Here is a 22,775-nt window from a genome sequence, read left to right as displayed (position 1 = left end):
TGCCGACGACGCACAGACGCGCGCCGGATGTAAAGACAGAGAATCTGGACCCACACAGACACGGGGCACACGGAGACACAGATAGAGACACGCGATGTCCGCTGTCCCTCCGTGCTCGCACTGCCCATTTCACTCGGTCCCGAGCCGTTCAGGGCGCTGGCGCCGCGCGGCGCCGCGCGGCCACGACCAGGACGGGCGTCGCCGCGGGGGCGCCGGCGCCCGATCCGGGCGTGCGAGAGGGCAGACTCGAACGAAAACCCCTTGTTTCTTCGGCTTCCGTGGGTGCACCCACATGTGATTTGTAACACTGCAGTCGCGCGACCGCCATGCGCTTTTCATGTCCGGTCGACACCTGACTCGCGTGCTGAGGGAGCGTTCCGCGCGGGCGTCCGAGGCGCGCCGAGCGCGCGCATCTCGTGACCGCGCCGCGCCGCCCCAGGCCCGCCCCGCCGCGCCCGGGAGGGCCCGGGGCGGCGCGCGGGCGCCGGCGTGCCCGTCGCTTCCAGCCGACGAGCGACCGTGGTAAATTTCCGGACATGCAAGCGGGGCAGCACGAAGAGCCGGTGACCGGGAGCAATGGCTCTCTCCTCGCGGAGCTCCTGGCGGAGACGGGGGTCGGCCCCACGAGCGGCGCCTACCACGATGTGAAGCGGGGCGTGGAGGCGGTCGTCGGCAAGGTGGCGCGCCGCCCGGAGGCCGGCGCGGCGCTGGACAGCGCCCTCATCGACCTGTGGATCGCGGAGATCGACCAGCGGCTGTCGCGGCAGATCGACGAGATCCTGCATCACCCGGTGTTCCAGCGCCTCGAGGCCGCGTGGCGCGGTCTGAAGTTCGCCATCGATCACATCGACTTCCGGGAGAACATCCGCGTCGAGATCCTCAACTGTTCGAAGGACGACCTGCTCGCCGATTTCGAGGACTCGTCCGAGGTCGTGAGGAGCGGCCTCTACAAGATCGCCTATTCGTCGGAGTTCGGCAATTTCGGCGGCAAGCCGTTCGGCGCCATCATCTCGAACTACGAGTTCGGCCCCGTGCCCCAGGACATCGCGCTCCTCCAGAAATGCGCGGCGGTGGCGACGATGGCGCACGCGCCCTTCCTGGCCGTCGCGGGCCCGCAGTTCTTCGGGCTCAAGGACTACCGGAAGGTGCCGCACCTCGGCGACATCAAGGCGCTCTTCGAGGGGCCGCAGTACGTGAAGTACACAGCGTTCCGCGAGTCCGAGGACGCGCGCTACGTCGGCCTGCTCCTCCCCCGCTTCCTCCTGCGCCTGCCCTACGGGGCGAGCACCGCCCCCATCCGGGCGTTCTCCTACGAGGAGGACGTCGTCGGCAACCACGCGGCGTACCTCTGGGGGGCGCCCACCTACGCGATGGCGACGCGGCTCGCCGAGAGCTTCGCGCGCCACCGCTGGTGCCTGCACATCATCGGGCCGCAATCGGGCGGCACGGTCGAGGGGCTCACGCTCCACGAGTACGAGGCGCTCGGCGCCATCCAGACGAAGATCCCGACCGAGATCATGCTGACCGAGCGCCGCGAGTTCGAGCTCAGCGAGGAGGGCTTCATCGGGCTCACGTTCCGCAAGGACACCGACAACGCCTGCTTCTTCTCCGCGAACTCGGCGCAAAAGCCCAAGTACTTCGGCCAGAGCGAGGAGGGGCGCGCCGCCGAGGTCAACTACCGGCTCGGCACCCAGCTGCCTTATGTCTTCCTCGTCAGCCGGCTCGCCCACTACCTCAAGGTCATGCAGCGCGAGCAGATCGGCACCTGGAAGGAGCGCGGCGACCTCGAGCGCGAGCTGAACAGCTGGCTCAGCCAGTATGTCGCGGACATGGATGTCGTGTCGCCCGCCGTGCGCTCGCGCAGGCCGCTCCGCAAGGGGCGCACCTCGGTGACCGAGGTCGAGGGGAGCGCAGGTTGGTACCGGGTCCACCTCGAGGTGCGCCCGCACCTCAAGTACATGGGGGCCTATTTCACCCTGAGCCTGATGGGCAAGCTCGACCGGGAGTGAGGCTGTCCCCGCTCCGGGCGGATGCGGGCGCGACCGCGCGGGATCCCGCTGCGGGCGGCCATCGCGAGCCCGCGCCCGGCGGGTCTGTGGTAGAGCGCTGTATGCGCACGCACCGACAGCCTGCCGCTCCCCTCGCGCTCACCGTGGCCCTCTCCGCGCTGGCGGCCTGCGGACCCGCCGCGAGCCCGCCGCCGGCGCCCCCGCCCCCCGCCGTGAAGGCGCTGATGCCGCCGGCGCCGCAGGGCCTCCCCGTCGTCGAGACGAAGCTCGAGAGCGTCGGGCTCGACGAGGCCGCGCTCGACCGATCGGCGAACCCCTGCGAGGACTTCTATCAGTTCGCGTGCGGCGGATGGCTGGCGAAGACCGAGATCCCGGGGGACGAGGCCTCCTGGATGCGGAGCTTCAACGAGATCGAGAAGCGCAACGAGTCGGAGCTCCGGCGCATCCTCGAGGACGCCGCGAGCGCCGGCGACCGGGATCCGGTGACCAAGAAGATAGGCGCCTACTACGGCGCGTGCATGGACGAGCCCGCGGTCGAGGCCGCCGGCACGAAGCCCATCGCAGACCTGCTCGCGAAGGCGCGGCGGGTGCGCGACCCGAAGGGCCTCGGGGCGCTCGTCACCGAGCTCCACCGCCGCCGCATCTGGGCGCTGTTCGACATCGAGTCCGCGCAGGACATGAAGGACGCGACGCGCGTCATCGCGCAGCTCGACCAGAACGGGCTCGGCCTGCCAGACCGCGACTACTACCTGGGCGAGGACGACAAATCGAAGGCGCTCCGCAAGACCTACGAGGAGCACGTCGCGCGGATGATGCGGCTCGCCGGCGCGCAGGAGGCGGCGGCGAAGGCCGCGGCGCTCGACGTTTTGCAGATCGAGACAGAGCTCGCGAAGATCTCGAAGACGCGGGTCGAGCGGCGGGACCCGACGGGCCTCTACAACAAGCTCGACAGGGCGGCGCTCGCGAAGGCCGCGCCGGCGTTCTCGTGGGACGCGTATTTCCGGGCGCTCGGCCTCCAGGACGTCAAGGAGGTCAACGTGACCTCCGTCCGGTTCTTCGAGGGGCTCTCCCGGCTGCTCACGTCGGTGAGGCCCGCCGCGTGGCAGAGCTACCTTTCGTGGCACGTCGTGCGCTCCATGGCGCCCGCGCTGCCCAAGGCGTTCATCGACGAGAGCTTCACGCTGCAGGCCGCGCTCACCGGGCAGAAGGAGGTGCGGCCGCGCTGGAAGCGCTGCGTGGACGCGACCGACAACGCGCTCGGCGAGCTGCTCGCGCAGCCGTTCGTCAAGACGAGCTTCCCCGGCGCGAGCAAGCCTGCGGCCGAGGCGATGGTGCACCAGATCAGCGACGCGTTCGCGCGCAACGTCCGGGCGCTCGACTGGATGGATGAGGGCACGCGGCAGCGCGCGCTCGCCAAGCTCTCCGCGATGGCGTACCTCATCGGCTATCCCGACAAGTGGAGGACCTACGATTTCGAGGTCGATCCGAGATCGTACGCGAAGAACGCGCTCGCCGCGCGCGCCTTCCACACGCAGTGGGACCTCGGGAAGATCGACAAGCCGCTCGATCGCGACGAGTGGCAGATGAGCCCGCCGACCGTGAACGCCTATTACGACCCGCAGCGCAACCACATGGTCTTCCCGGCCGGCATCCTGCAGCCGCCGTTCTACAGCGTGAGCTCGGCCGCGGCGGTGAACCTCGGCGGCATCGGCATGGTGGTCGGGCACGAGCTCACGCACGGGTTCGACGACGAGGGCTCCCAGTTCGACCAGAAGGGCAACCTGGAGGACTGGTGGTCGAAGGAGGTCGGGGTGGCGTTCAGGGAGAAGACCGCCTGCGTCGAGGCGCAGTACTCGACCTTCGAGGCGCTGCCGGGGCTGAAGCTGAACGGCAAGCTGACGCTGGGCGAGAACATCGCGGATCTCGGGGGCGTGAAGCTCGCCTTCATGGCGTACCGCGCGATGCGCAAGGGCGCGGCGGAGCAGACGGTCGCGAGCGGCTTCACGGAAGATCAGCAGTTCTTCCTCGCGCACGGGCAGTCCTGGTGCGGCAAGCTGCGCGACGAGGCGCTCCGGCTGATGGTCCAGGTGAACCCGCACTCCCCGCCGCGGTTCCGCGTGAACGGGCCGCTCGCGAACCTCCCGGAGTTCGGCGAGGCCTTCAAGTGCGCGCCGGGCACGCCGATGCGGCCGACCAAGACGTGCGCTGTCTGGTAGCCGGGCGCGGCAGGCTCGGTCGAACGAGCCGCCGCGATCCTGATTTGTATACCGATTCTCCCGGCCAACCGACCTATCACGCCATGCGTACTGAATAGATCGGCGGCAGGTTATTGGCGACGGTCGTCCAACCCTCTCCGCCGTCATCGCTCACGTAGAGATTGCCCGTGGTGGTGCCGAACGCCACAGCGCCGTCCTTGTTGGCGAGCGCGTGGCGGTAGATGACGTCGTAGGCTTGCTCCTGGGGCAAACCCCGGCGGAGCTGCTCCCAGGTCTCACCGCCGTCCTTCGTGCGAGCCACGAAGAGCGCGCCGTCGACGGTGATTCGCTGCATGTCCGACTTGCCGGGGACGACCCACGCCGTGCGTCCGTCCCTCGCGTCCGCTGTGATGGGGAAGCCGAAATGCACGCCTTGCTCGGGGCGGCTCACCTTGCGCCAGCTCTTTGCGCCGTCGCTGCTGTAGTAGATCCCAACGTGATTCTGCTGCCAGACATGGTCGGGATCGCCCTCGCATTGCTCGATGTAATGCGTATCGTGGCCCCACTCGGCGTCTGGCTCGGGCGTGTGATCGAGCCGCATGCCGCTGTTGCGCGGTTGCCAGGTCTCTCCACCGTCCGCGGTTTCGATGACGCCCGCCGTGGACACGGCGACGAGGATTCGCTTCGGGTTACGCGGGTCCACCACGATGGAGTGAATGCCCGGGGCGAACTCGCCCCCCTCGGAGGCCGGTGTGCCAAACCATTTCGTCTCGCCTTTGCCCTCGCCTGTGAACAGGTCGCCGCCGCGTGATTCGTGGTTCCAGAGCGGCCGGTTGAGCTCGAAGGAGCCGCCGCCGTCGCGGCTGACGAACAAGCCACCCGGAATGGTGCCCACGTAGACCGCGCCACCCGGGCCGAAGCCGATGATCCAGAGCTTCTGCACCGTGGCCGGGCGCGTGACGATCTTCATGCCGACGCCGAACTCGCTGCCGGCGTCTTCGTACATGTCCTGGCCGATGTAGCGAGCGCCCTCGGGATATTTGATCTGGGCGGGGTTGTCATTCCAGGTCTCGCCCTCATCCGTCGAGACGGACAGCTTGGCTCCCCAATGGCCGAAGCCGAGCAGCGCCCAGAGCTTGCCCGTGTAGGGATCGCGCGCGACATAGTTGACGCCGCCGCCGGCGTGGCCCGCGAGGCGCGGCTTCCACGAGCCGTTCTGTCTTTCGACGATAAACGTGCCTTTTCGCGTGCCTACCAGAATACGGCTTGCCATTTTACCCTCCGCTCAACGCTTGCAGAATATGGACCTCGTCGTCGGCAGCGACCGCGTCGGTGAGTCCCTTACGGTCGCGGATCATCTGCTTGCCGACGAAGATGTTGACGTGCGTCCGCAAACGGCCGCGCTCGTCGCAGATGTAGAAGCCGATGCCGGGCGCGAGCCTCTCCAGGGCCGCCACGACCTCACCTGCTGTCGACGCCTCGACGACGAGGTGTTGGCCTTCGAGGTGCGGGAAGAAGGTGTAGAGATGGCGCGTCAGGTGGACAGACGGCATGGTGGGCTTGCCGTACTCCCGAGCTTGTCGTGCGTCAATTGGTTTTCAAGGCCGGCAGGCAACGCTCAGCCACACGCAGAGCTCTGATGTCTTCAGGGCCCACGCGTTCCCGCGCCCATTCCCGCTTCCGGCACCGCCGCCGCAGCCGCGTTGCGTCGAGGCAGGTTGATTCGGTGGGAGCTGCGCCTTCATTTGGGGAGATGAGTTGCCGCTAAAAAGCGGGTTGGCACGTGATGCCGGCTCCTCGGGGATCTTTGCCCTCAAGTCCGCCGCAGCGATGTGATCGGGTAACAACGCCACGCCCAGCCCTGCGATGGCCGCCTCTCGCAGGGCGGCGAAATGAAAGTTCTGTGCGCCGTTGCGTCCCGGCAGGGACCCGCTCGGTCCGATGAAGACACGCTGCTTCGGTGGACATATAGCGAAATAGGCCCGAAGCGCGCACGACATCGGGTGAGGGTGCCCAGGCGCGCGTTGCCTTCGTGCTCGGTCCGGCACGTCGGCAAGCTGACCAGCGCTCGCTTCGGACGCGACGCCCGCGGGATTCGATCCCACGGGCGAATCGCTAGAGCTGCTCGTCGGTTATCCCTGCGATACGGAGCTCCACACGCTCGACGTCGACGCCGACAGCAAGATCGATCTCATCGTGCCGTCCGTAGGCCGTCCTGCTCGCGACCGGCGACCGCGCGGGGCCGCCGTTCTGGCTCGTCGAGGCAGGGGTGCCGTTCCAGGCCAGCCTCGGCGATGCCGTCACCCTGGCCGATCCACGCGTGGCGCGGACCGGCGACGTCAACGGAGGCGGGGCCCAGGACGTGAAGACCTGCTTCATGTGCGAGGCCTACTGCCCGGTGGACGCGCTCTACGTGGCGCCCGAGGCCAAGCAGCCGGTCCCCGTGGACGAGGAGCAGTTCGCGGCCACGGGGCTGCTCGGGAGCTACCGCGCCGCGGTCGGCTGGGGGACCCGGCGCAAGCCGGGCGGCGCAGCGGACCAGACCTTCCGCGTCCTCGAGGTCGCGCGCGGCGCCTGAGCCCCGGTCGCTCTTGCGGCAAACTTACATCCCCACGCCAGTCACTCCCGTGGTGAGCCGGTTCGAGCCCGAGCCGCTACTGCATGGAAGTGCGCTTCGCCAGCTGGACCGAAGCCGCCCCGCCGCGCGCGCGGCATCTGCGGACGTGCGCGGGGCGCGCTCCCCCGGCCGCCCCGACTCACCTTCTTGCGCCGGGAGCACCGGCTCGGTACTGTGACCGCTCCGCACGACCGCTGCGGGAGTCATGAGCCCTCGGAGCGATGCCGTAGCACGTAAAGCCAGCCTTGCCATCACTCCTCTGGAGAGTGGCGGTCCCGACGAGGGTGAGGTGGTGCGCGCGCTCGTGACAGGGGAGCCATGGGCGGCAGCAGCGGTATGGAACAAGCATGCTCCGAAGGTGTTCCGGATCGCGGCGCGCGTACTCGGGCCGGGCGCCGACGCCGAGGACATCACCCAGGAGGTGTTCGTGCGGGTTTTCTCCAAGATATCCGAGCTGAGGGACCCGGACGCGCTGGGAAGCTTCGTGTTCTCGGTGACCGTTCGAATCCTCAAATGGGAGCTCCGGCGAAGGCGCGTGCGGCGCATCCTCCAGCTGTCGGACACCGCGGATCTTCCGGAGCACCCCGTCGAGCCGGCCGACAGCGAGGCGCGCGAGGCGCTGGGGCGCCTCTACGCGATCCTCGACACGCTGAGCGCGGACGATCGGACCGCGTTCGTGCTCCGGCACATGGAGGGCATGAGCCTGCAAGAGATCGCAGAGGCGGTCGGCGTCTCGCTGGCCACCGTCAAGCGGCGGCTCGGCCGGGCCACCGAGCGCGTGTCGTCGCTGGTGGAGAGCGACACGACCCTCGCCGCCTACGGCATGAGAGAAGAGGCACGGGATGAACCCTGACGAGGCGAAGGAGCCGGAGCTGAGCCCGAGGGCGGCGCGCCTGGTCGAGCTCTCGTGCCAGTCGCTCGGCGCGATGACGCACCAGCAGCGCACCCGGGGGCTGCTTCGCGTGACGGAGCGGACGGCGGCGCGCCGGGGCTTCCGGTCGTCGCCGCTGCTCGCAGGAGGGCTGTCGCTCGCCGTCGCCGCCGCGGGCGTGCTCGCGTTCCGAGGGTGGCAGCGGCGGGCGCACGGAGATCGGCTGTCCTACGAGGTCGAGGGGGGCGTCGCCAAGGACGGCGATCTCCAGGCGGACGCGTCGAGCCGCCCGACGTTGCGGTTCTCGGACGGCACCGAGGTGCAGCTCGCCGAGGGGGCGCGCGCGCACATCGCGGCGGTGACCGCGCAGGGCGCCCGGGTGGCGCTCGACAAGGGCGAGGTCCACGCGCGCGTGGTCCACCGGTCGGAGACGCAGTGGCTGTTCGACGCGGGGCCGTTCCTCGTGACCGTGACCGGGACGGCCTTCGCGCTCGCCTGGGCGCCGGACGACGAGCGGCTCGACCTCCGACTCGAGGACGGCTCCGTCGCCGTCCATGGGCCGCTCTCCGCCGAGCCGATCGCGGTGCGCGCAGGGCAGTGGCTGACGGTCCGGGTGCGCAACGGAGAGGTGCTCCTCCGGGACCTCGACGCGCGGCAGGGCGCCGAAGCGGCGCCCGCCCCGCCTCCCTCCGCCTCCGCGCTGGCCGCCGCTCCGCCCGCCGAAGGCCGCGCGGAGGCCCCGGTCGCCTCGGCGGCCGCCGCCGAGCCGCGCGGCGAGCCCGCGGCCGCGCGGGGGACGGCGCGCGGCCCGGAGGCGGGGCCGAAGCGCGACTGGGCCGGCAAGCTCGCGGCCGGCAAGCTCGACGCCATCGTCGACGAGGCGCAGCGCCTCGGGCTCGACGCCGCCCTCGCCGAGAGCACGAGCGAGGAGCTCGCGGCCCTCGCGGACGCGGCGCGGTACACCCGGCGGACCGACGTCGCGCGGAGGGCGCTCCTCGCGCAGCGGCGGCGGTTCCCAGGGACGCGCCGGGGCGCCGAGGCGGCGTTCCTGCTCGGGCGGCTCGCGGAGGCGCAGGAGGGGCCGGCCGCAGCGCTCGCCTGGTTCGAGAGCTACCTGAAGGAGGCGCCGCAAGGGGGGGCCTATGCCTCCGAGGCGCTCGGGCGCAAGATGGTGCTCGTGCAGGGGCTCCAGGGCGATGATCGGGCCGAGCTGGTCGCGCGGGAGTACCTGCGCCGGTTCCCGGGCGGCACTTACGCGCAGGCGGCGCGGGCCCTCGCCCGGACGCCGTGAGGCGCGCGCTCGCGCAGGCGCTCGCGCTGCTCGTGGCGGCGGCGAGCGCCGTGGCCTCCGCGGAGCCTGCCCGCGTGGTCCTCGTGCGGCCCGGCGCCGCGGACCCGTCGATCGCGGAGGCGCTGATCCGCATCCGGGGGGAGCTGGTCGCCGACGGCTTCGACGTCGTGCTCGCCGACGCGGGCGCGGCCTCGGCGCCCCGGTCGGCCGAGGTCGACGTCGCGCAGCAGCGCGGCTCCGCGGCGCTCATCGGGATGTCGCTGGAGCCGGACGCCCAGGCCGCCGAGCTCTGGGTGGTCGACCGGCTCACGAGCAAGACGCTCACGCGGCGGATCGACATCCGCGGCGAGCCGCAGGCGCGCATGGCCGAGGTGCTCGCCGTGCGCGCGGTCGAGCTGCTCCGGGCGAGCCTGCTCGAGCTCCTGATGGCCTCGCGGCGCTCCACGGAGGGGGCGTCCCCGCCGCCCGTGGCGAGCGACGCGCGCCGGCAGGCGTCCCGGTGGGCGGAGCAGTCGCTGGACGGGGCGCGCCGGTCGACGTGGGGGGTCGAGCTGGGGGGCGCGCTCCTCGCGAGCCCGGGCGGCGTCGGCCCCGCGCTGCTCTCGGTCGGGCGCCTCCGCTTCGCGCCGCTGCGGCCGTTCCAGGCGCGCCTGTCGCTCGCGGGGCTCGGGACGGCCCCGCGCGTCGACGGGCCGCAGGGCAGCGCCACGGTGGCCCAGCGGCTCGCGCTCGTCGAGCTCGCGGTCCTCCCCTGGCCCGACCTGCGCATTCGCCCGATGCTCTCGGCCGGCGCGGGGGCGCTGCACGCGTCGGTCGACGGCGAGGCGGCGTGGCCGTACCGGGGCGTCCACAGCGCCCGGTGGGCGTTCTCGGCGGACGCCGGTCTGGGCGCCGAGATCGAGCTCGTGCGGGGCCTCGACATCTCCGTCGAGGGGCACGTGCTCGTCGCCGAGCCGTATCCCGTGGTGCGCTTTCTCAACGACGAGGTGGCGTCCGGCGCGCGCCCGGCGCTGCTCGGCAGCCTCAGCTTCGTGGGGTGGCTGTGAGAGCGCGGCGCGACCACGTCTCTATCCGTGAGGAGAGGAGCGCCGCAGGCGAGCCTCCTCATCGCGGATCCGGCGGAGAGCGCTGCGAGAGCTCGGCGACCTCTGCCGGGACGAGCGCCCGGCTGTGGATGACGATGTCATCGACGTCCGCAAAGAGGAACCGACCCGCGCCCCCCCATCGACCGACATAAAGGGTGTCAGAGCCCGGCGCTATCGTCACGTCGATCGGCGCCGCCTGGTCGAGCTGCCCGTCGAGGTAGAGGGACATGGTGCGCGCCTCGCCGTCGACGACCGCGGCGGCGTGCGTCCACCGGCGAGGCTCCATGCAGAAGCAGATGAGGAATTGATAATCGCTGGTCTCCGGCCCTTTCCAGAACCCGAAGTGCATGCCCGGCGGCGACTGCGCGTAGTCGATGTTGATCTCCCATCCGCCGATGTTCTCCGTGCTGACCACGGTCGCCAGGACCTCGGGCGCGGGCTCATCGCTCGTCAGGCGCACCCACGCCGAGACGCTCCAGCTCGCGGTGGCGTTCGGGAAGCTGTCGACCGCCATGAACTCGCCCTCGCCGAGGTGCATCGCCTTGCCGAACCGGCCGTCTTGCACCCACGTTCCTCCGGTCAGCGCTCCGTCGCGCATGTTGCCAGAGGAATCGAGCACGACCGTGCCCTCTCCCTCGTCGAACGTCCAGTGCGCGACCATGCCCTGGGTCAGCGTCGTGGGGGCCAGCTCGATGGCGTCGAGCGGCCCTGCCTCGCAGGCCGCGAGCCCCAGCAGCGCGAGGGCGGCCAGGCGGCGGGGGATCGCGCGGCCGGGGGGCCTCGCGGCAGAAGCCGGCATCGCGGTGGTAACCCGCGGGGGCAGCGTGTTCGACCGCTTCATGGTCAGGCCCTCTCCGTAGCAGCACAGAGAGGCGGCGCCGAGGGACACGGCGGGCCCGCCGGTCCTGTCCCGATCTCGGCCAATCCCCGGTTCCGAGCTTCGGTGTCCTGAGGCCCCCGGCGGTGACGCGGCGCAGCGTGCTGGGCTGCAACATATCCGAATCTTCCTGCGTCGCCTCGCAGCGCGCGTTTGATCAGAAATTTGTCATGGAGTGCGAATCGACTGGAGGGTGAGCCGTTTCGGGGGCGATCCGCTACTGCCAGATGCTCCCTGCGACGGCCGACCTGCTGGTCGCCTGACCCTCCCCGCGACGCTGCCCGTCGCGACGTCGAACCTGCGGCTTTCTCTCTCGAGACGCCCGGGTCGTTGCAGGGGTGCGCTCGCGGAGCGGATGCGTTCACACGAGGAGATGAACACGATGAGACTTATCTTACGGACTTGCGCAGGGCTCGTCCTTTGCGCGCTCGCAGCCGCCTCATGCACCGGGGTGCTCGGCGGCCCAGGCGACGCCGAGGAGCGGCCTGGCGGCCCGGGCGACGTCGAGGAGCGGCCTGGCGGCTCCGTGGCTCCTGACCCGAGCTTCGACGGGACCCCGGCGGATCCCACCTCGGCGGGCGTCAAGGTGCTCCGCCGGCTCAGCGGGCGCGAGTACCTCAACACCGTCCGGGATCTGCTCGGAGACACCACGCTGCACCTCAACGATGTGCCCGTGGAGAATGACGATCCGGTCCTCGGCTACCATCTGCCCGGCCCGGTCGACAAGCTGAACGCCGAGCTATTCCGCGACGCAGCCGAGAAGCTCGCCGCGAACGCGGCATCACGCCTGAGCGCGCTCGTGCCGTGCGACGCGCAGAGCGCCGGAGAAGCAGCGTGCGCCCGGCAGTTCGTGACGGAGTTCGGCCTGAAGGCGTACCGGCGCCCCCTCTCCGCCGACGAGGTGGACGGGCTAATGCGCCTCTATCAGACCGGGCGAACGGAGATCGAACTCGACTTCAACGGCGCGATCGTCCTCCTCGTCGAGGCGATGCTGCAGTCGCGGGGGTTCCTCTACCACTGGGAGAACGGACAGGAGCCAGCGATCGTCGAGGGGAAGACGGTGAAGCTGGACGGCTATGCGCTCGCCAGCCGCCTCTCGTACTTCCTCTGGGGGACGATGCCTGACCAGGCGCTGTTCGACGCCGCGGCCGCGGATCGGCTGGCGAGCGCGGAAGACGTGGCCCGAGCGGCGCGCCGGATGCTAGGCGATCCGAGATCGCGCGACGCCGTGGCCGACTTCTTCGATGACTGGCTCGACCTCTCGGCGGTCGCTCGCAAGCCGAAGGACGCCGACGTCTACCCCGAGTTCGACGATGCGCTGAAGCGGGCGATGTCGGAGGAGGTGCGGCGCTTCGTCGCCGGGGTCGTCCTCGATGGCACCGGGCGCTTCGAGGAGGTGCTGATCGGGACGAGCTCGTTCGCGAACGAGCCGCTCGCCGCGGTTTATGGAGTGAGCGGGCCGAAGGGCGAGGAGATGCAGCCCGTGTCGCTCGACCCGGCCGAGCGGTCAGGCATCTTGACTTCGCCTGCGTTCCTGACCGTGACCGGCGCGGCCGACGGCTCGCACCCGGTCAGGCGAGGGAAAGCCATCCTTAACCAGATCCTGTGTCAGACGCTCCCGCCGCCGCCGAACGACATCCCGGAGCCAAAGAAGCCAGATGAGGGAGGTACCACGCGAGAGCGCTTCGCGGAGCACTCCCAGCTGGCGTGCGCGAAGGGCTGCCATGCGCGACTGGATCCGCTCGGCTTCCCGTTCGAGAACTACGACGGCATCGGACGCTTCCGGACCACGGACAACGGAGAGCCGGTCGACGCGACGAGCACCGTCGAGCTGGACGGCCAGGTCCACGCCGTGGCCGACGCGCGCGGGCTCAGCCAGGTGCTCGCCTCGAGCGAGGCGGTCCACAGCTGCTTCGCCAAGCAATGGCTGCGCTATGCGCTCGGTCGAGGCGAGACGGGGGACGACAAGGCCTCGTTCGAGTCGGTGGTGGATGCCTTCAAGGGCGCTGATCAGGACATCCGCGAGCTGATGGTGGCGCTGGTGAGCTCACGTACGTTCCGCTTCCGGGCGATCATGGAAGGAGAGGTGCTGCAATGAACCAGGCGCGATTCTCACGGCGAGCACTGCTCCAGGCGCTGGGCGTGGGGGCGGCCATGCTGCCGCTGCTGCACGCCGAGCGCGCGGCCACGGCGGCGCCGAGCGCGTTCCCGAAGCGCATGATAGCCGTGACCTGGACCAACGGCATCTTCCAGCAGAACTGGCTGCCGGGCAACGACGACCTGAACGCGGCGCGCCTCCCGACCATCTTGGAGCCGCTCGAGAGCTGGAAGTCCAAGGTGCTGATCCCCCAAGGGGTCGACCTGAAGGTGATGCTGGACGCGAACCGGACGTACGACGGGCACTTCAGCTATGGCGCGCTCTTCACGGGCGTGAGCCCCGCCCCCGGGGTCAGCGACGGCGTCGCGCCGTCGATCGATCAGATCATCGGAGACGATCTCAGGAGCAAGGGGGTGAGTTCGCCGCAGCTCAACCTCGGCTGCCGCCCCTATGGCTTCTCGACGAGCTGGGCGGGGCGGAATCAGAAGAACAACGCCGAGACGGATCCCTACCGCCTCTTCAACAGGCTCTTCGGAGGGGCGAGCCTGCCGGCAGCCCAGATCGACAAGCTGCGCAAGCGCAGGCAGAGCGTCCTCGATCTGGTGGGGACCGACCTCGAGCGCTTCGGCCAGCGCCTCGGGACGGAGGACCGGCTGAAGGTGCAGGCGCACCTGGACTCGATCCGCGCGCTGGAGCTCGACCTCGAGGCGGCGGCCTCGCAGCGCGCGTGCACGCCGCCCACGATCGGCGAGGGGGGGATCAACTACGATAACATCAACGACTATCCGAAGCACGTCGACCTGATGATGAAGCTGGCCGCGGCAGCCGTGAAGTGCGACCTGGCCCGGACGGTCACCCTCGATCTCATCGACGACGGCGGGGGCAACAGCCTCACGTTCCCGTGGCTCGGCATCGGCAGCCCCGACTACCACGCCATCGCCCACGAGGGCGCGAACAACGCGGCCCAGAAGACGGCGATCGATCGGTGGTTCTACGAGCAGGTCGCCACGCTCGTGGCGCAGCTCGCCGACTCCTCCGAGGGGGACGGGAGCGCGCTCGACAACAGCGTCGTCGTCGTCGCCAACGACATGAACGAGGGGAACTACCACGCCGTAGACAACATCCCGTTCCTGCTCGTCGGGAGCTGCGGGGGGTTCTTCAAGACCGGGCGGAAGGTCAAGCTGGGGAGCATGCCGCACAACAAGCTGCTCGCCACGCTCTGCCACGCGATGGACGTCCCGGTGAGCAGCGTCGGCGACGGCTACGGCGGAGACTGCGACGCGTTCTTGAAGGCTTGACCGACAAGCGAACCTCCGGGGCGATTCGCTCGGGTCGTACACCGGTGCTCCCGAGAGCGGAGCGCCCGAGCCGGGCGACCAGGCGTGGCCTGTCTACAGCTCCGCGTCCTCGTGCATGGCGAAATCTCAAATTCATAGAGAAAAGCACGGCGCCCGCGCTTGTGGTGATGGAGTCCACGCTGCTCTCACGACCCAACTGCGGGACCTGCCCTGGGCTGATGGACGCGATGAGCGAGGCCGCGATTCGCACCGATCGCAGACCCACGATTCCAGCATCGTTCGTGTCACTCTTCCCATCGAGAGTTCTGCGCGCGCCGAGGGGGTCTTGACATCACCCCATGACAAAAGTATCAAGTTTGGTCCGCTTGCTTGGCTCTCGGAGAGCCGGAGGTCCACCATGCATCGTGTTCACGCTGTGAGCCTTACCTTGGCCCTCATTGCATTCCACGTGGGCTGCAATTCAACCTCCTCGGACTCGAGCTCCGGTGGAGGCGACGGAAGCGGTGGCGCGACCAGCACCGGTACGACCGGCAGCGGCGGGGCCGGCGGCCACGGCGGGGGCCTCACGAGCAGCTCGTCGAGCGGCGGCGGACAAGGCGGCTCGGGCGGGGGCGGACAAGGCGGCTCGGGCGGCGGCGGGCAAGGCGGCTCGGGCGGCGGCGAGACCTCCCTGACAGGCTGCGCGTCCGGCAGGTACATCCTCTGCGAGGATTTCGAGGACACCGACGTGGGCGGCGTTCCGCAGGGCTGGACCAAGCATGGTGAGCCGGTCGCGGTCGCCGACGATCAGGCCGCGCACGGCAAGCACGCGCTGAAGATGGGCCCTGTCGCGAACGGGGAGCGGCGCATCTATCACGACGCTTCTCAGCTCGGGAGCGGGCACTGGGGCCGGATCCGCTACCGGGTGCAGCGGCCGGTGCCTGACGCGTTCGTCCATTCGACGCTCGTCGCGCTGTACGGCAACGGCCCCACGACGGGCGCCCAGGAGGTCCGCGTCGTGGACACGGTGAAGGAAGACAAGGACGGCTGGAACAATGACGGCAACGGGTCGCACATCCAGTACCTCTACAACGTGCAGCCCGCGGGGGCGGAGTTCGGCAAGGGGAGCGCGTACAGCTGGTACTATGAGGACCAGTGGCACTGCGTCGAGTGGCACATCGACGGTCCAACGCAGCGCTACGACTTCTACCTGGACGGCGAGCTCCTCGACGAGATCAGCATCGCGAACGGGCCGGGCAACACCTCGGGCTCGGAGATCCCGGATGCGTTCAGCGAGGTCCGGGTCGGGTGGAACAACTACCAGAGCGCGCCGCCGGGGTTCACGGCGTGGATTGACGACGTCGCGCTGGACGACGAGCGGATTGGCTGCGAGGAGTGAAGTCCTGCTCGTAGATCGCGCCGAGGATCCGCGCTATTGCGCGTGGTTCCCCGTCGGTCCCCTTCGGGATATGGACCCGCCGCACGGGCGGCGCGCGGTACGTGCCGGGCTTCGCGCGTTCGAGCAGCGACCTGAGGTTGCCCTCCAACTTGCCGCGCCAAACGACGCCGGTTACCATCGATGAAATGAGCGTGGCAGCCTCCCTGTTGCAGATCGATCCCCGAGATGATGTGGCCGTCGCCGTGCGCGGCCTGGCCGCCGGCGATTCGGTGGCCGACGCGATCACCGCCCGCGCCGACATCCCGGCCGGACACAAGGTGGCGCTGCGCGCGATGGCCGCTGGCGAGCTGGTGCGGAAGTACGGCTGGCCCATCGGGCGGGCGACAGCGGACATCCAGCCGGGCGATCACGTGCACACGCACAACCTGGCCACCGCGCTCTCCGGCCTCGACACCTACACCTACGAGCCCACGACCCCTGATCCCCTTCCCGCCACCGAAGACCGCACCTTCATGGGCTACCGGCGGAAGGACGGGCGTGTGGGGACCCGCAACGAGATCTGGATCCTATCGACGGTCGGCTGCGTCGCGCGCACCGCCCAGAAGGTGGCCGCCGAGGCGGACAGACGCTTCAAGGGCCGGGTGGACGGGGTCTACGCCCTCACCCACCCCTTCGGCTGCTCCCAGCTGGGGGGCGACCTCGATGCCACCCGCCGGATGACCGTGGCCCTGGCCGGCCACCCGAACGCGGGCGGAGTGCTGATCATCGGCCTGGGCTGCGAGAACAACCAGCTCGGCCCGCTCCTCGAGAGCGCCCCGCACCTCGATCCCGATCGCCTGCGGTCCTTCACCGCCCAGACGGCCGAGGACGAGCTGGAGGCGGGCCTCGAGGCCGTCGAGGAACTCGTGAGGATCGTCGAGCAGGACCGCCGCGAGCCCTGCCCCGTCTCCGACCTGGTGATCGGTCTCAAGTGCGGCGGCTCGGACGGCTTCTCGGGGCTGACCGCCAACCCGCTTGTGGGCCGCATCGCCGACAAGGTCTGCGCCGCCGGTGGCTCGGCCATCCTGACCGAGATCCCGGAGATCTTCGGCGCCGAGCGCCTGCTCATGACCCGCGCCGAGAGCGAGGCGGTCTATGAGGGCATCGTCGGCGTGGTGAACAACTTCAAGAGCTACTTCATCGCCCACGGCGAGCCGGTGTCGGAGAACCCCTCGCCCGGCAACATCGCCGGCGGCATCACGACGCTGGAGGAGAAGTCCCTGGGCGCGGTGCAGAAGGCCGGCCGAGCCCCGGTGACCGAGGTGGTCCACTACGGCGGGCAGATCCGCGGCACGCCGGGCGTGGCTCTGCTGGAGGCCCCCGGCAACGACGCCGTCTCGTCCACAGCGCTCGCAGCCGCCGGCGCGACGGTCATCCTCTTCACCACCGGCCGGGGCACGCCCCTCGGTTTCCCCGCGCCGACCCTCAAGCTCGCCACCAACTCCAGCCTGGCCCAGCGCAAGCAGCGCTGGATCGACTTCGACGCCGGCCGCATCGCCTCGGGCGAATCCATGGACGCGGCCGCCGACGCCCTGATGGACCTGGTGCTGGCCACCGCCTCGGGCCGTCCAACCCGCGCAGAGGAGAACGGCGAGCGCGAGATCGCACTTTGGAAGCGGGGCGTCACCCTTTGAGCCTACGACGCCCGTCGGAGGCCAGGCTCGACCTCGTTCCACCGCACGTCGAACGGCCCGCCTAGCCTCCTCCGGTCAACGATCCGGATGGGGACGACCTCATCCCGCGCTATTCGGCGAGCTATCTCGGTCGATATCCAGGCTGGGGTACCTCGCGGCGATCGGCGCCGACCTGACCTGGAGCGGCTCGATCTTGCCGACGATGACGAGGTAGCTGAACGCGCCGAGCAGGCAGAAGCCGCCCGCCACGACGAGCGGGATCGTGAACGATCCTTTGGTCAGCGAGACCATCACGCCGGTGAACGTCGTGATGACGATGCCGGCCAGGTTCGACGCAAAGTTCTGGATGCCGCTGATCGAAGCCACGTGGCGCGGCGTGGGCGCGACGTCGCCGGGAAGGGACCAGACGCTGGCGCCGGCGAACGCAAGGCTCGCGTAGGAGATGCCGAAGCAGGCGAGCATCAGATAGATGTTGGAGGTCAACGCCGACAGCGTGATCGCCGATGACACAAGCATGCCGCCGACCATGCAGGTCTTGCGCGCGGCGGTGAGGCTCCAGCCACGGCGATAGAGCGCGTCGGAGACGAAGCCGCCGATCCAGCCGCCCGGGATCGCCATCAGCGCGGGGATCATGCCGAGCGTGCCGAGCGACTTGAGCGAGAAGCCGCGCGTCTGCACGAGGTAGCTCGGGAACCACGTGATGAAGAAGTAGTTGGTGAAGTTGAGGCAGAAGAAGCCGAGCATCATGCCCCAGAGCGTGCGGTGGCGGAAGAGCGACGCCCACGTCACGTTGCTCTGCGCGTCCTCGGCGGGCGCTGCGTGGACGACGTCCTGCGCGCCCGTCATGTCGCCATGCGCGGGGCTGCGGTAGATGACGACCCAGCCGAGGATCCACACCGCGCCGAACAGGCCCGTGATGATGAAGGCCGCCTTCCATCCGAGCGAGTCGATGATGAGCGCGACGAGGGGAATCGACAGCGCCGAGCCGACGCGCGCGCCGCTGTCGAAGATGCCCGTCGCGAGCGCGCGCTCGCGCGGCTTGAACCATTGGCTCACGAGCTTGGCGCAGGCCGGGTAGGCGCCGGCTTCGCCCACGCCGAGCAGCAATCGGCAGCCGAACATGGCCGCGACGCTCGACACGCCGGCGGTCGCGGCGGTGAAGAGCGACCACCAGCCGACGGCGATCGGCAGCGCGATGCGCGCGCCCACGCGGTCGACGAACCAGCCGAACGGCATCTGCATGAGCGCGTAGGTCCAGAAAAAGCCGCTCATGATGAACCCCATCTGGGCGGGGCCGATCCCGAGCTCCTTCTCGATCTGGGGCGCCGCGACCGCCAGATTCGCGCGATCGATGTAGTTGACGGCGACGGCGAGAAAGCACAGGAAGAGCACGACCCAACGCATCTTTCTCATCTGCATGTCTCCTTTGGACAGCCTCACATGCTCATGCGGGCGCGGCCGTGCGAAGCGCCGCGTGCAGCCGGGGCTGATCGAGGTTCAGGCCGAGCTCACGCGCGAGCTCGATCACGGGCCCGAAGCGGCGTCGCTTCTTCTCGCCGTGGTTGCGCGCGATATCGGAGAGCCGGTGATCAAGGAACGGGTTCTGGAAGCGCTGCCGCACCTCGTCGAGGTAGGCGCGCGCGGCAGCGCCCTTGCCGAGCGCATCGAAGACGGGCACCACCTCGTCGCGCCAGAGCGCCTCGAGATCGGCGCGCAAGGCCGGATCGCGCATCGCGCGCAGCGTGTTCTCGTCCGAGGGGCGCCCGTCCAGCTGCCAGCGCTCGGCGAGGTAGGTGTGCCCGAGGTTCAGGAGCAGCAGCTTCAAGCGTTCGTAATGGAGCAGGTCGTCCGTCACGATCATCGCTTCATGCTGGCACGGCAGCACCATGCCCTCGCGCCGCTCGATCGCCCAGAGCGCGTAGGGCTCGGCGATCGCGCCGACGGGGCGGATCGGCTCGGAGACGATCCGGTCGACGAGCGAGTTCACCCAGATGCACGTGTGCTCGATGTAGCGCAGGAAGGCGGCATCGGCGCCCCATTGGCGCGCCAGGCCGGCGACGAGCGCGCGCAGCGTGTCACCGTTGTTCGAGACGAGCTCGCAAGGCAGCAGCGTGAGCGGCGCGGCGCCCGCATCGAAGCGCGCGCGCAGCAAGATGACGAGCTTCGCGGCGAACCCGCGCGGCGCGCCCGCGCCGGGCGCGAGCAACGTCGCCGTGTCCTCGGGCAAGCAGGCGTATCCGCTGTCGCTCGTGTTCGAGATCACGACGCGCGCATCGTTCGCGAAGCGCTCGCGCACGAGCGGCCAGTCGGTGTTCGCGTCGAGCGCTTCCGTGATCGAGCTGCATTCGATCGTCGTATCGACGACCTCTTCGCGGCGCAGCCCGCGGATCCGCACGGGGTAACGCCCCTGCGCGCGCAGCGCGTCGATGCGCGCGCGGCTCTCGGGGTTCGACGTGGTCTGCACCACGGTGATGGTCCCGAGCGCGCGGCCGGCGCCGAGCGCCTCGGAGATGAAAAGGTCCGCGTGAGCCTGCAGGAACCGGCTCGTGCCGAACTGAAGAATCGGATTGCCCATGTCAGTGCTCCGGCGGCTCAGCAGGCGCGTACCCACGCGAGGCTCGTGTGCGCGAGGCTCCCGGTCGCGCTCGGCAACACGGTCGACCCGGGGTCGTGCTTCACGAGCAGGTTGTTCAGCTGCAGAAACTGATGGATCGTCTTCATCCGAAATCCCTTCAGCGAAGGCGCCGAATCGCGCACGCTCACGACATGCTCACCATGATCTTGGACGTTCGACCGGGATGGGCAGCCCAGTCAGCGAGCGCCTCGGGCACGCCTTCGATGGGGATCGATCTCGAAATCAGGATGTTGGGGTCGAACGTGCGTCGCTCGAAGAAGGCGATCACGTCCGAGAACTCGTTCAGGCAATTGCGCGCGCCGAGGATGTCGAGCTCCTTCATCACGAACAGCCTGGTCTCGTAGCTCACCGGCTCTTTGCCGTACCCGATGTACACGACTCGACCGCAAAACTTCACCCAGTCCACGGCGTTGCGGTAAGTCGCTGTCGCGCCCACGGCTTCGATCACGACATCCGGCCCGTCGCCGTTCGTCAGGTCCATCACGCGTTGGCGTGCATCGGCGTCCCCGAGCACCGACTCCCGCGCGCCGAGCGCCCTGGCGAGCGCGAACTTTTCTTCCTGCGTGTCGAGCGCGATCACGCGCGCGCCGCGGCTCACCGCGCCGGCGATGGCCCCGAGCCCCACGCCGCCGCAGCCCATCACCAGCACGGTCTCGCCGGCCTCGACGCGCCCTCGCGCGGCCGCGTGAAAGCCTACCGAGAACGGCTCGACGAGCGCGAGCTCCGTGAGGCTCAACCTCCGTGACGTGAAGAGCTTCTGGTACGGCACGGCCACGAGCTCGGTCAGCGCGCCGTCGCGCTGCACGCCCATGGTCTTGTTGTCGCGGCAGGCGTTGCGCCGTCCCGCGCGGCACGAGGGACACCCGCCGCACGCCGTGTACGGCGTGAACGTGACGTCGGTACCGACGCGCCAGTCCGCCTCGACGCCCGAGCCGAGCTCCACGATGGTGCCGGCCACCTCGTGCCCCAGCACCCGAGGGTACGTCACCATCGGGTTCTTGCCCAAGAACGTGTTCAAGTCGGAGCCGCACAAACCGACCCGTTGCACGCGGATCAACACCTCATCGTGTGCCGGTTTGGGCTCGCGGATCTGGCTCACCTGTGCAACCGACGGACCCGTGATCGTCAGGGCTTTCATGCTGTCATTGCCTCGCTGAGCGACTTCGTTCACTCGCGGCTCTCACGGCGCGCTCCGCAGCCGGGGCCGCTTCGTCCTGCCAAAGAACAGAGCTCCATGTCGAATGGCCGAAGCCGAAGCGACGTGGCGTTGCTTTACGATCGGTGAGCGGGGCGGCGGGCGCCGCCTTCGCCGTGGCGCCCGGGACGCCGCTGTTCAGGGGTGACGCGCGTAGAACTTCTGCGCGTTCTTGTACATGACCTTGTCACGCGCTCCCTGACCAAACTCCTTGAGGTAGAGCTCGGCGACCTCGATCTCCGACGCGAGGCTGCCGCCCATGTCGACGACGGGCCAGTTGCTGCCCCAGATCAGCCGGTCCTCGCCGAAGGCCTTCATCAGCACGTCGAAGTGCGCCTTGTACGCCGCGAGATCGGTCGGCGCCTTCCAGGGATCGTCCTCGGTGGCGGCCGGGTTGTACATGTCAAAGAACGACGAGAACTTGATGTAGATGTTCGGGTGCTTGGCCAGCCGCTGAACCGCGTCGACCCAGGCCGGATCCGGCGTCGGCCCTTTCGCGCCCGCCAGGTGGTCGATGATGATACGGAGCTTGGGCACCGCGGTCGCGAGCGCCTCGACCTTGTCCTTCGGGTTCAGGGTGCCGCGGCTGATGATGTCGAGCGTCATGCCCTTGGCCGCGAGCTCCTCCAGCGAGGCGAGCTGCTTGGCGTCGAGCGTCAGCTTCGGGCTCCAGAGGAAGCCGCGAATGCCGACCACGCGCGGGTCCGCGGCGAGGCGCGCCAGATCGGCGCTGAAGCTCGGCGAGCCGATCTCGAGCTGCGCGACGAGGAACTTGAAGAAGTCGTTGCCCTTCGTCATCTCGAGGACCTTGAAGTTGTCGTCGACGACGGGGCTGGCTTCGACGATGCCGGTGCCGATGACGCCATTCTGCTTCGCGATGGCTTCATACTCCGGGGGCAACACGTCGCGGTAGATCGGCTTCTGCTTGGCTTCCGGCCAAACGACGCCGCCCGGACGCGTGACCTGGTAGAGATGGATGTGCGTGTCGAGGATCGGACCATGCTTTTCCGCCGGCACGGCCAGCGGGGCCGCCGCTTTGCTCGTGTCGCCCGCCGTCCCGGGTGGCGTCGCGGTGGTCGCGGAAGAGGATGCACACGCCGCGAGCGGCGAGAGCGTCATCATCAGGCACAGCTTGGCGAGAGTCGTCGGAATACTCGTGAGTATTTTCATGGTGCAGTCTTTTTGGAGTCGGTGCCGAACTCGATCCCGAGAGCGAAGGTGCCGCTGCGCATGACGACCCCCTCATGACAAAGCCGAATAAGGAGGCCGTAATGTGAACGTTCACATTCTCGATGTCAACACCAATTCGTTTCTGCGGCCAAGCTCCGACTCGGGTGGCGGGCACGTCTCGTCCGGAGCGGCGCGGCAAGAGAGGCGGGCACCGGGCCGCGGTCATGTTCGATGTAGATTCGAATTTCCAATCCGCTCGCCTCCGGCCAAGGGCCTATCCCAGCAGGGAGCATCTGGGATCTGGGGATATCCTCGCGCCGTTCCATTTTGGTTGACACCCGAAGTGTGAACGTTCACAATTCGCCTTGGGTATCCTTTCGCTC

General features: G+C 69.3%; 18 protein-coding genes. 10 read left to right on the top strand and 8 right to left on the bottom strand.

The features are described from left to right. The first annotated feature begins 536 nt into the window (after positions 1-536). Together tssC and WMF29_RS06710 are read left to right on the top strand one after the other, a co-directional pair. Positions 537-2,009: a type VI secretion system contractile sheath large subunit gene (gene tssC, locus WMF29_RS06715; protein ID WP_437328041.1), complete on the top strand. Its 1,473-nt coding sequence runs from the start codon at positions 537-539 to the stop codon at positions 2,007-2,009. A 101-nt stretch (positions 2,010-2,110) separates the two neighbouring features. Then, positions 2,111-4,225, top strand: coding sequence for a M13 family metallopeptidase (locus WMF29_RS06710; RefSeq protein ID WP_437328040.1), 2,115 nt, complete (start codon positions 2,111-2,113; stop codon positions 4,223-4,225). A 76-nt stretch (positions 4,226-4,301) separates the two neighbouring features. On the opposite strand, the gene WMF29_RS06705 is transcribed toward WMF29_RS06710, so the two are convergent. Both WMF29_RS06705 and WMF29_RS06700 read right to left on the bottom strand, forming a co-directional pair. After that, positions 4,302-5,477: a WD40/YVTN/BNR-like repeat-containing protein gene (locus tag WMF29_RS06705; protein WP_437328039.1), complete on the bottom strand. Its 1,176-nt coding sequence runs from the start codon at positions 5,475-5,477 to the stop codon at positions 4,302-4,304. Position 5,478: 1 nt separating this feature from the next. Continuing rightward, the gene (locus tag WMF29_RS06700; RefSeq protein ID WP_272100930.1) at positions 5,479-5,757 is read right to left on the bottom strand and encodes a MoaD/ThiS family protein; all 279 of its coding nucleotides are present in this window, start codon (positions 5,755-5,757) and stop codon (positions 5,479-5,481) included. 716 nt (positions 5,758-6,473) lie between these two features. Here WMF29_RS06700 and WMF29_RS06695 point away from each other — a divergent pair. From WMF29_RS06695 to WMF29_RS06680, 4 genes are all read left to right on the top strand, one after another. Next, positions 6,474-6,782, top strand: a complete 309-nt coding sequence (locus WMF29_RS06695) for a 4Fe-4S ferredoxin (RefSeq protein WP_437328038.1) — start codon at positions 6,474-6,476, stop codon at positions 6,780-6,782. A 244-nt stretch (positions 6,783-7,026) separates the two neighbouring features. Next, on the top strand, positions 7,027-7,674 hold the full coding sequence (locus WMF29_RS06690) for an RNA polymerase sigma factor (RefSeq protein WP_437328037.1): 648 nt from the start codon (positions 7,027-7,029) through the stop codon (positions 7,672-7,674). After that, positions 7,664-8,983: a FecR domain-containing protein gene (locus tag WMF29_RS06685; RefSeq protein ID WP_437328036.1), complete on the top strand. Its 1,320-nt coding sequence runs from the start codon at positions 7,664-7,666 to the stop codon at positions 8,981-8,983. The genes WMF29_RS06690 and WMF29_RS06685 overlap by 11 nt, the downstream gene beginning before the upstream one ends. Beyond that, positions 8,980-10,029, top strand: coding sequence for a hypothetical protein (locus WMF29_RS06680; protein WP_437328035.1), 1,050 nt, complete (start codon positions 8,980-8,982; stop codon positions 10,027-10,029). Before WMF29_RS06685 ends, WMF29_RS06680 begins: the two co-directional genes overlap by 4 nt. Positions 10,030-10,087: 58 nt before the next feature. On the opposite strand, the gene WMF29_RS06675 is transcribed toward WMF29_RS06680, so the two are convergent. Next, complete coding sequence (locus WMF29_RS06675; RefSeq protein WP_437328034.1) at positions 10,088-10,909, bottom strand: LamG domain-containing protein; 822 nt, start codon at positions 10,907-10,909, stop codon at positions 10,088-10,090. 418 nt (positions 10,910-11,327) lie between these two features. On the opposite strand from WMF29_RS06675, the gene WMF29_RS06670 reads away from it, so the two are divergent. The 4 genes from WMF29_RS06670 to WMF29_RS06655 all read left to right on the top strand — a co-directional run bounded on the left by WMF29_RS06670 (position 11,328) and on the right by WMF29_RS06655 (position 17,392). Next, positions 11,328-13,043: a DUF1592 domain-containing protein gene (locus WMF29_RS06670; protein ID WP_437328033.1), complete on the top strand. Its 1,716-nt coding sequence runs from the start codon at positions 11,328-11,330 to the stop codon at positions 13,041-13,043. Continuing rightward, positions 13,040-14,341 carry a DUF1552 domain-containing protein gene (locus WMF29_RS06665; RefSeq protein ID WP_437328032.1) on the top strand — a complete coding sequence of 434 codons (1,302 nt, stop codon included), beginning with the start codon at positions 13,040-13,042 and terminating at the stop codon, positions 14,339-14,341. The genes WMF29_RS06670 and WMF29_RS06665 overlap by 4 nt, the downstream gene beginning before the upstream one ends. 427 nt (positions 14,342-14,768) lie before the next feature. Continuing rightward, positions 14,769-15,719, top strand: coding sequence for a hypothetical protein (locus WMF29_RS06660; RefSeq protein ID WP_437328031.1), 951 nt, complete (start codon positions 14,769-14,771; stop codon positions 15,717-15,719). Positions 15,720-15,904: 185 nt separating this feature from the next. After that, positions 15,905-17,392, top strand: coding sequence for a UxaA family hydrolase (locus WMF29_RS06655; protein WP_437328030.1), 1,488 nt, complete (start codon positions 15,905-15,907; stop codon positions 17,390-17,392). 99 nt (positions 17,393-17,491) lie between these two features. Here WMF29_RS06655 and WMF29_RS06650 read toward each other — a convergent pair whose 3' ends face one another. From WMF29_RS06650 to WMF29_RS06630, 5 genes are all read right to left on the bottom strand, one after another. Continuing rightward, on the bottom strand, positions 17,492-18,805 hold the full coding sequence (locus WMF29_RS06650) for an MFS transporter (protein WP_437328029.1): 1,314 nt from the start codon (positions 18,803-18,805) through the stop codon (positions 17,492-17,494). Between the two features lie 31 nt (positions 18,806-18,836). After that, entirely contained in the window at positions 18,837-19,967 is a 1,131-nt protein-coding gene (locus WMF29_RS06645; RefSeq protein WP_437328028.1) for a mannitol dehydrogenase family protein, read from the bottom strand. A 17-nt stretch (positions 19,968-19,984) separates the two neighbouring features. After that, the gene (locus WMF29_RS06640; RefSeq protein WP_437328027.1) at positions 19,985-20,113 is read right to left on the bottom strand and encodes a hypothetical protein; all 129 of its coding nucleotides are present in this window, start codon (positions 20,111-20,113) and stop codon (positions 19,985-19,987) included. 38 nt (positions 20,114-20,151) lie between these two features. Next, positions 20,152-21,165, bottom strand: coding sequence for a zinc-binding alcohol dehydrogenase family protein (locus WMF29_RS06635; protein ID WP_437328026.1), 1,014 nt, complete (start codon positions 21,163-21,165; stop codon positions 20,152-20,154). 195 nt (positions 21,166-21,360) lie between these two features. Then, a complete protein-coding gene (locus WMF29_RS06630; RefSeq protein ID WP_272100919.1) occupies positions 21,361-22,392 on the bottom strand; it encodes an amidohydrolase family protein in 1,032 nt (343 codons plus the stop codon). Between the last annotated feature and the right edge of the window lie 383 nt (positions 22,393-22,775).

Origin of the sequence: Sorangium sp. So ce381 (genome assembly GCF_051473845.1) — a bacterium.
GTDB lineage: Bacteria > Myxococcota_A > Polyangia > Polyangiales > Polyangiaceae > Sorangium > Sorangium atrum.
Note: the sequence above shows the minus strand (reverse complement) of the source record. Positions and strands in the feature narration are given on the sequence as shown.

Excerpts from the sequence above, each read along its gene's own strand:
- tssC (WP_437328041.1), top strand. The coding sequence starts at position 537 with ATGCAAGCGGGGCAGCACGAAGAGCCGGTGACCGGGAGCAATGGCTCT.
- WMF29_RS06710 (WP_437328040.1), top strand. The coding sequence starts at position 2,111 with ATGCGCACGCACCGACAGCCTGCCGCTCCCCTCGCGCTCACCGTGGCC.
- WMF29_RS06705 (WP_437328039.1), bottom strand. The coding sequence starts at position 5,477 with ATGGCAAGCCGTATTCTGGTAGGCACGCGAAAAGGCACGTTTATCGTC.
- WMF29_RS06700 (WP_272100930.1), bottom strand. The coding sequence starts at position 5,757 with ATGCCGTCTGTCCACCTGACGCGCCATCTCTACACCTTCTTCCCGCAC.
- WMF29_RS06690 (WP_437328037.1), top strand. The coding sequence starts at position 7,027 with ATGAGCCCTCGGAGCGATGCCGTAGCACGTAAAGCCAGCCTTGCCATC.
- WMF29_RS06685 (WP_437328036.1), top strand. The coding sequence starts at position 7,664 with ATGAACCCTGACGAGGCGAAGGAGCCGGAGCTGAGCCCGAGGGCGGCG.
- WMF29_RS06675 (WP_437328034.1), bottom strand. The coding sequence starts at position 10,909 with ATGAAGCGGTCGAACACGCTGCCCCCGCGGGTTACCACCGCGATGCCG.
- WMF29_RS06670 (WP_437328033.1), top strand. The coding sequence starts at position 11,328 with ATGAGACTTATCTTACGGACTTGCGCAGGGCTCGTCCTTTGCGCGCTC.
- WMF29_RS06665 (WP_437328032.1), top strand. The coding sequence starts at position 13,040 with ATGAACCAGGCGCGATTCTCACGGCGAGCACTGCTCCAGGCGCTGGGC.
- WMF29_RS06655 (WP_437328030.1), top strand. The coding sequence starts at position 15,905 with ATGAGCGTGGCAGCCTCCCTGTTGCAGATCGATCCCCGAGATGATGTG.
- WMF29_RS06650 (WP_437328029.1), bottom strand. The coding sequence starts at position 18,805 with ATGAGAAAGATGCGTTGGGTCGTGCTCTTCCTGTGCTTTCTCGCCGTC.
- WMF29_RS06645 (WP_437328028.1), bottom strand. The coding sequence starts at position 19,967 with ATGGGCAATCCGATTCTTCAGTTCGGCACGAGCCGGTTCCTGCAGGCT.
- WMF29_RS06640 (WP_437328027.1), bottom strand. The coding sequence starts at position 20,113 with ATGAAGACGATCCATCAGTTTCTGCAGCTGAACAACCTGCTCGTGAAG.
- WMF29_RS06635 (WP_437328026.1), bottom strand. The coding sequence starts at position 21,165 with ATGAAAGCCCTGACGATCACGGGTCCGTCGGTTGCACAGGTGAGCCAG.
- WMF29_RS06630 (WP_272100919.1), bottom strand. The coding sequence starts at position 22,392 with ATGAAAATACTCACGAGTATTCCGACGACTCTCGCCAAGCTGTGCCTG.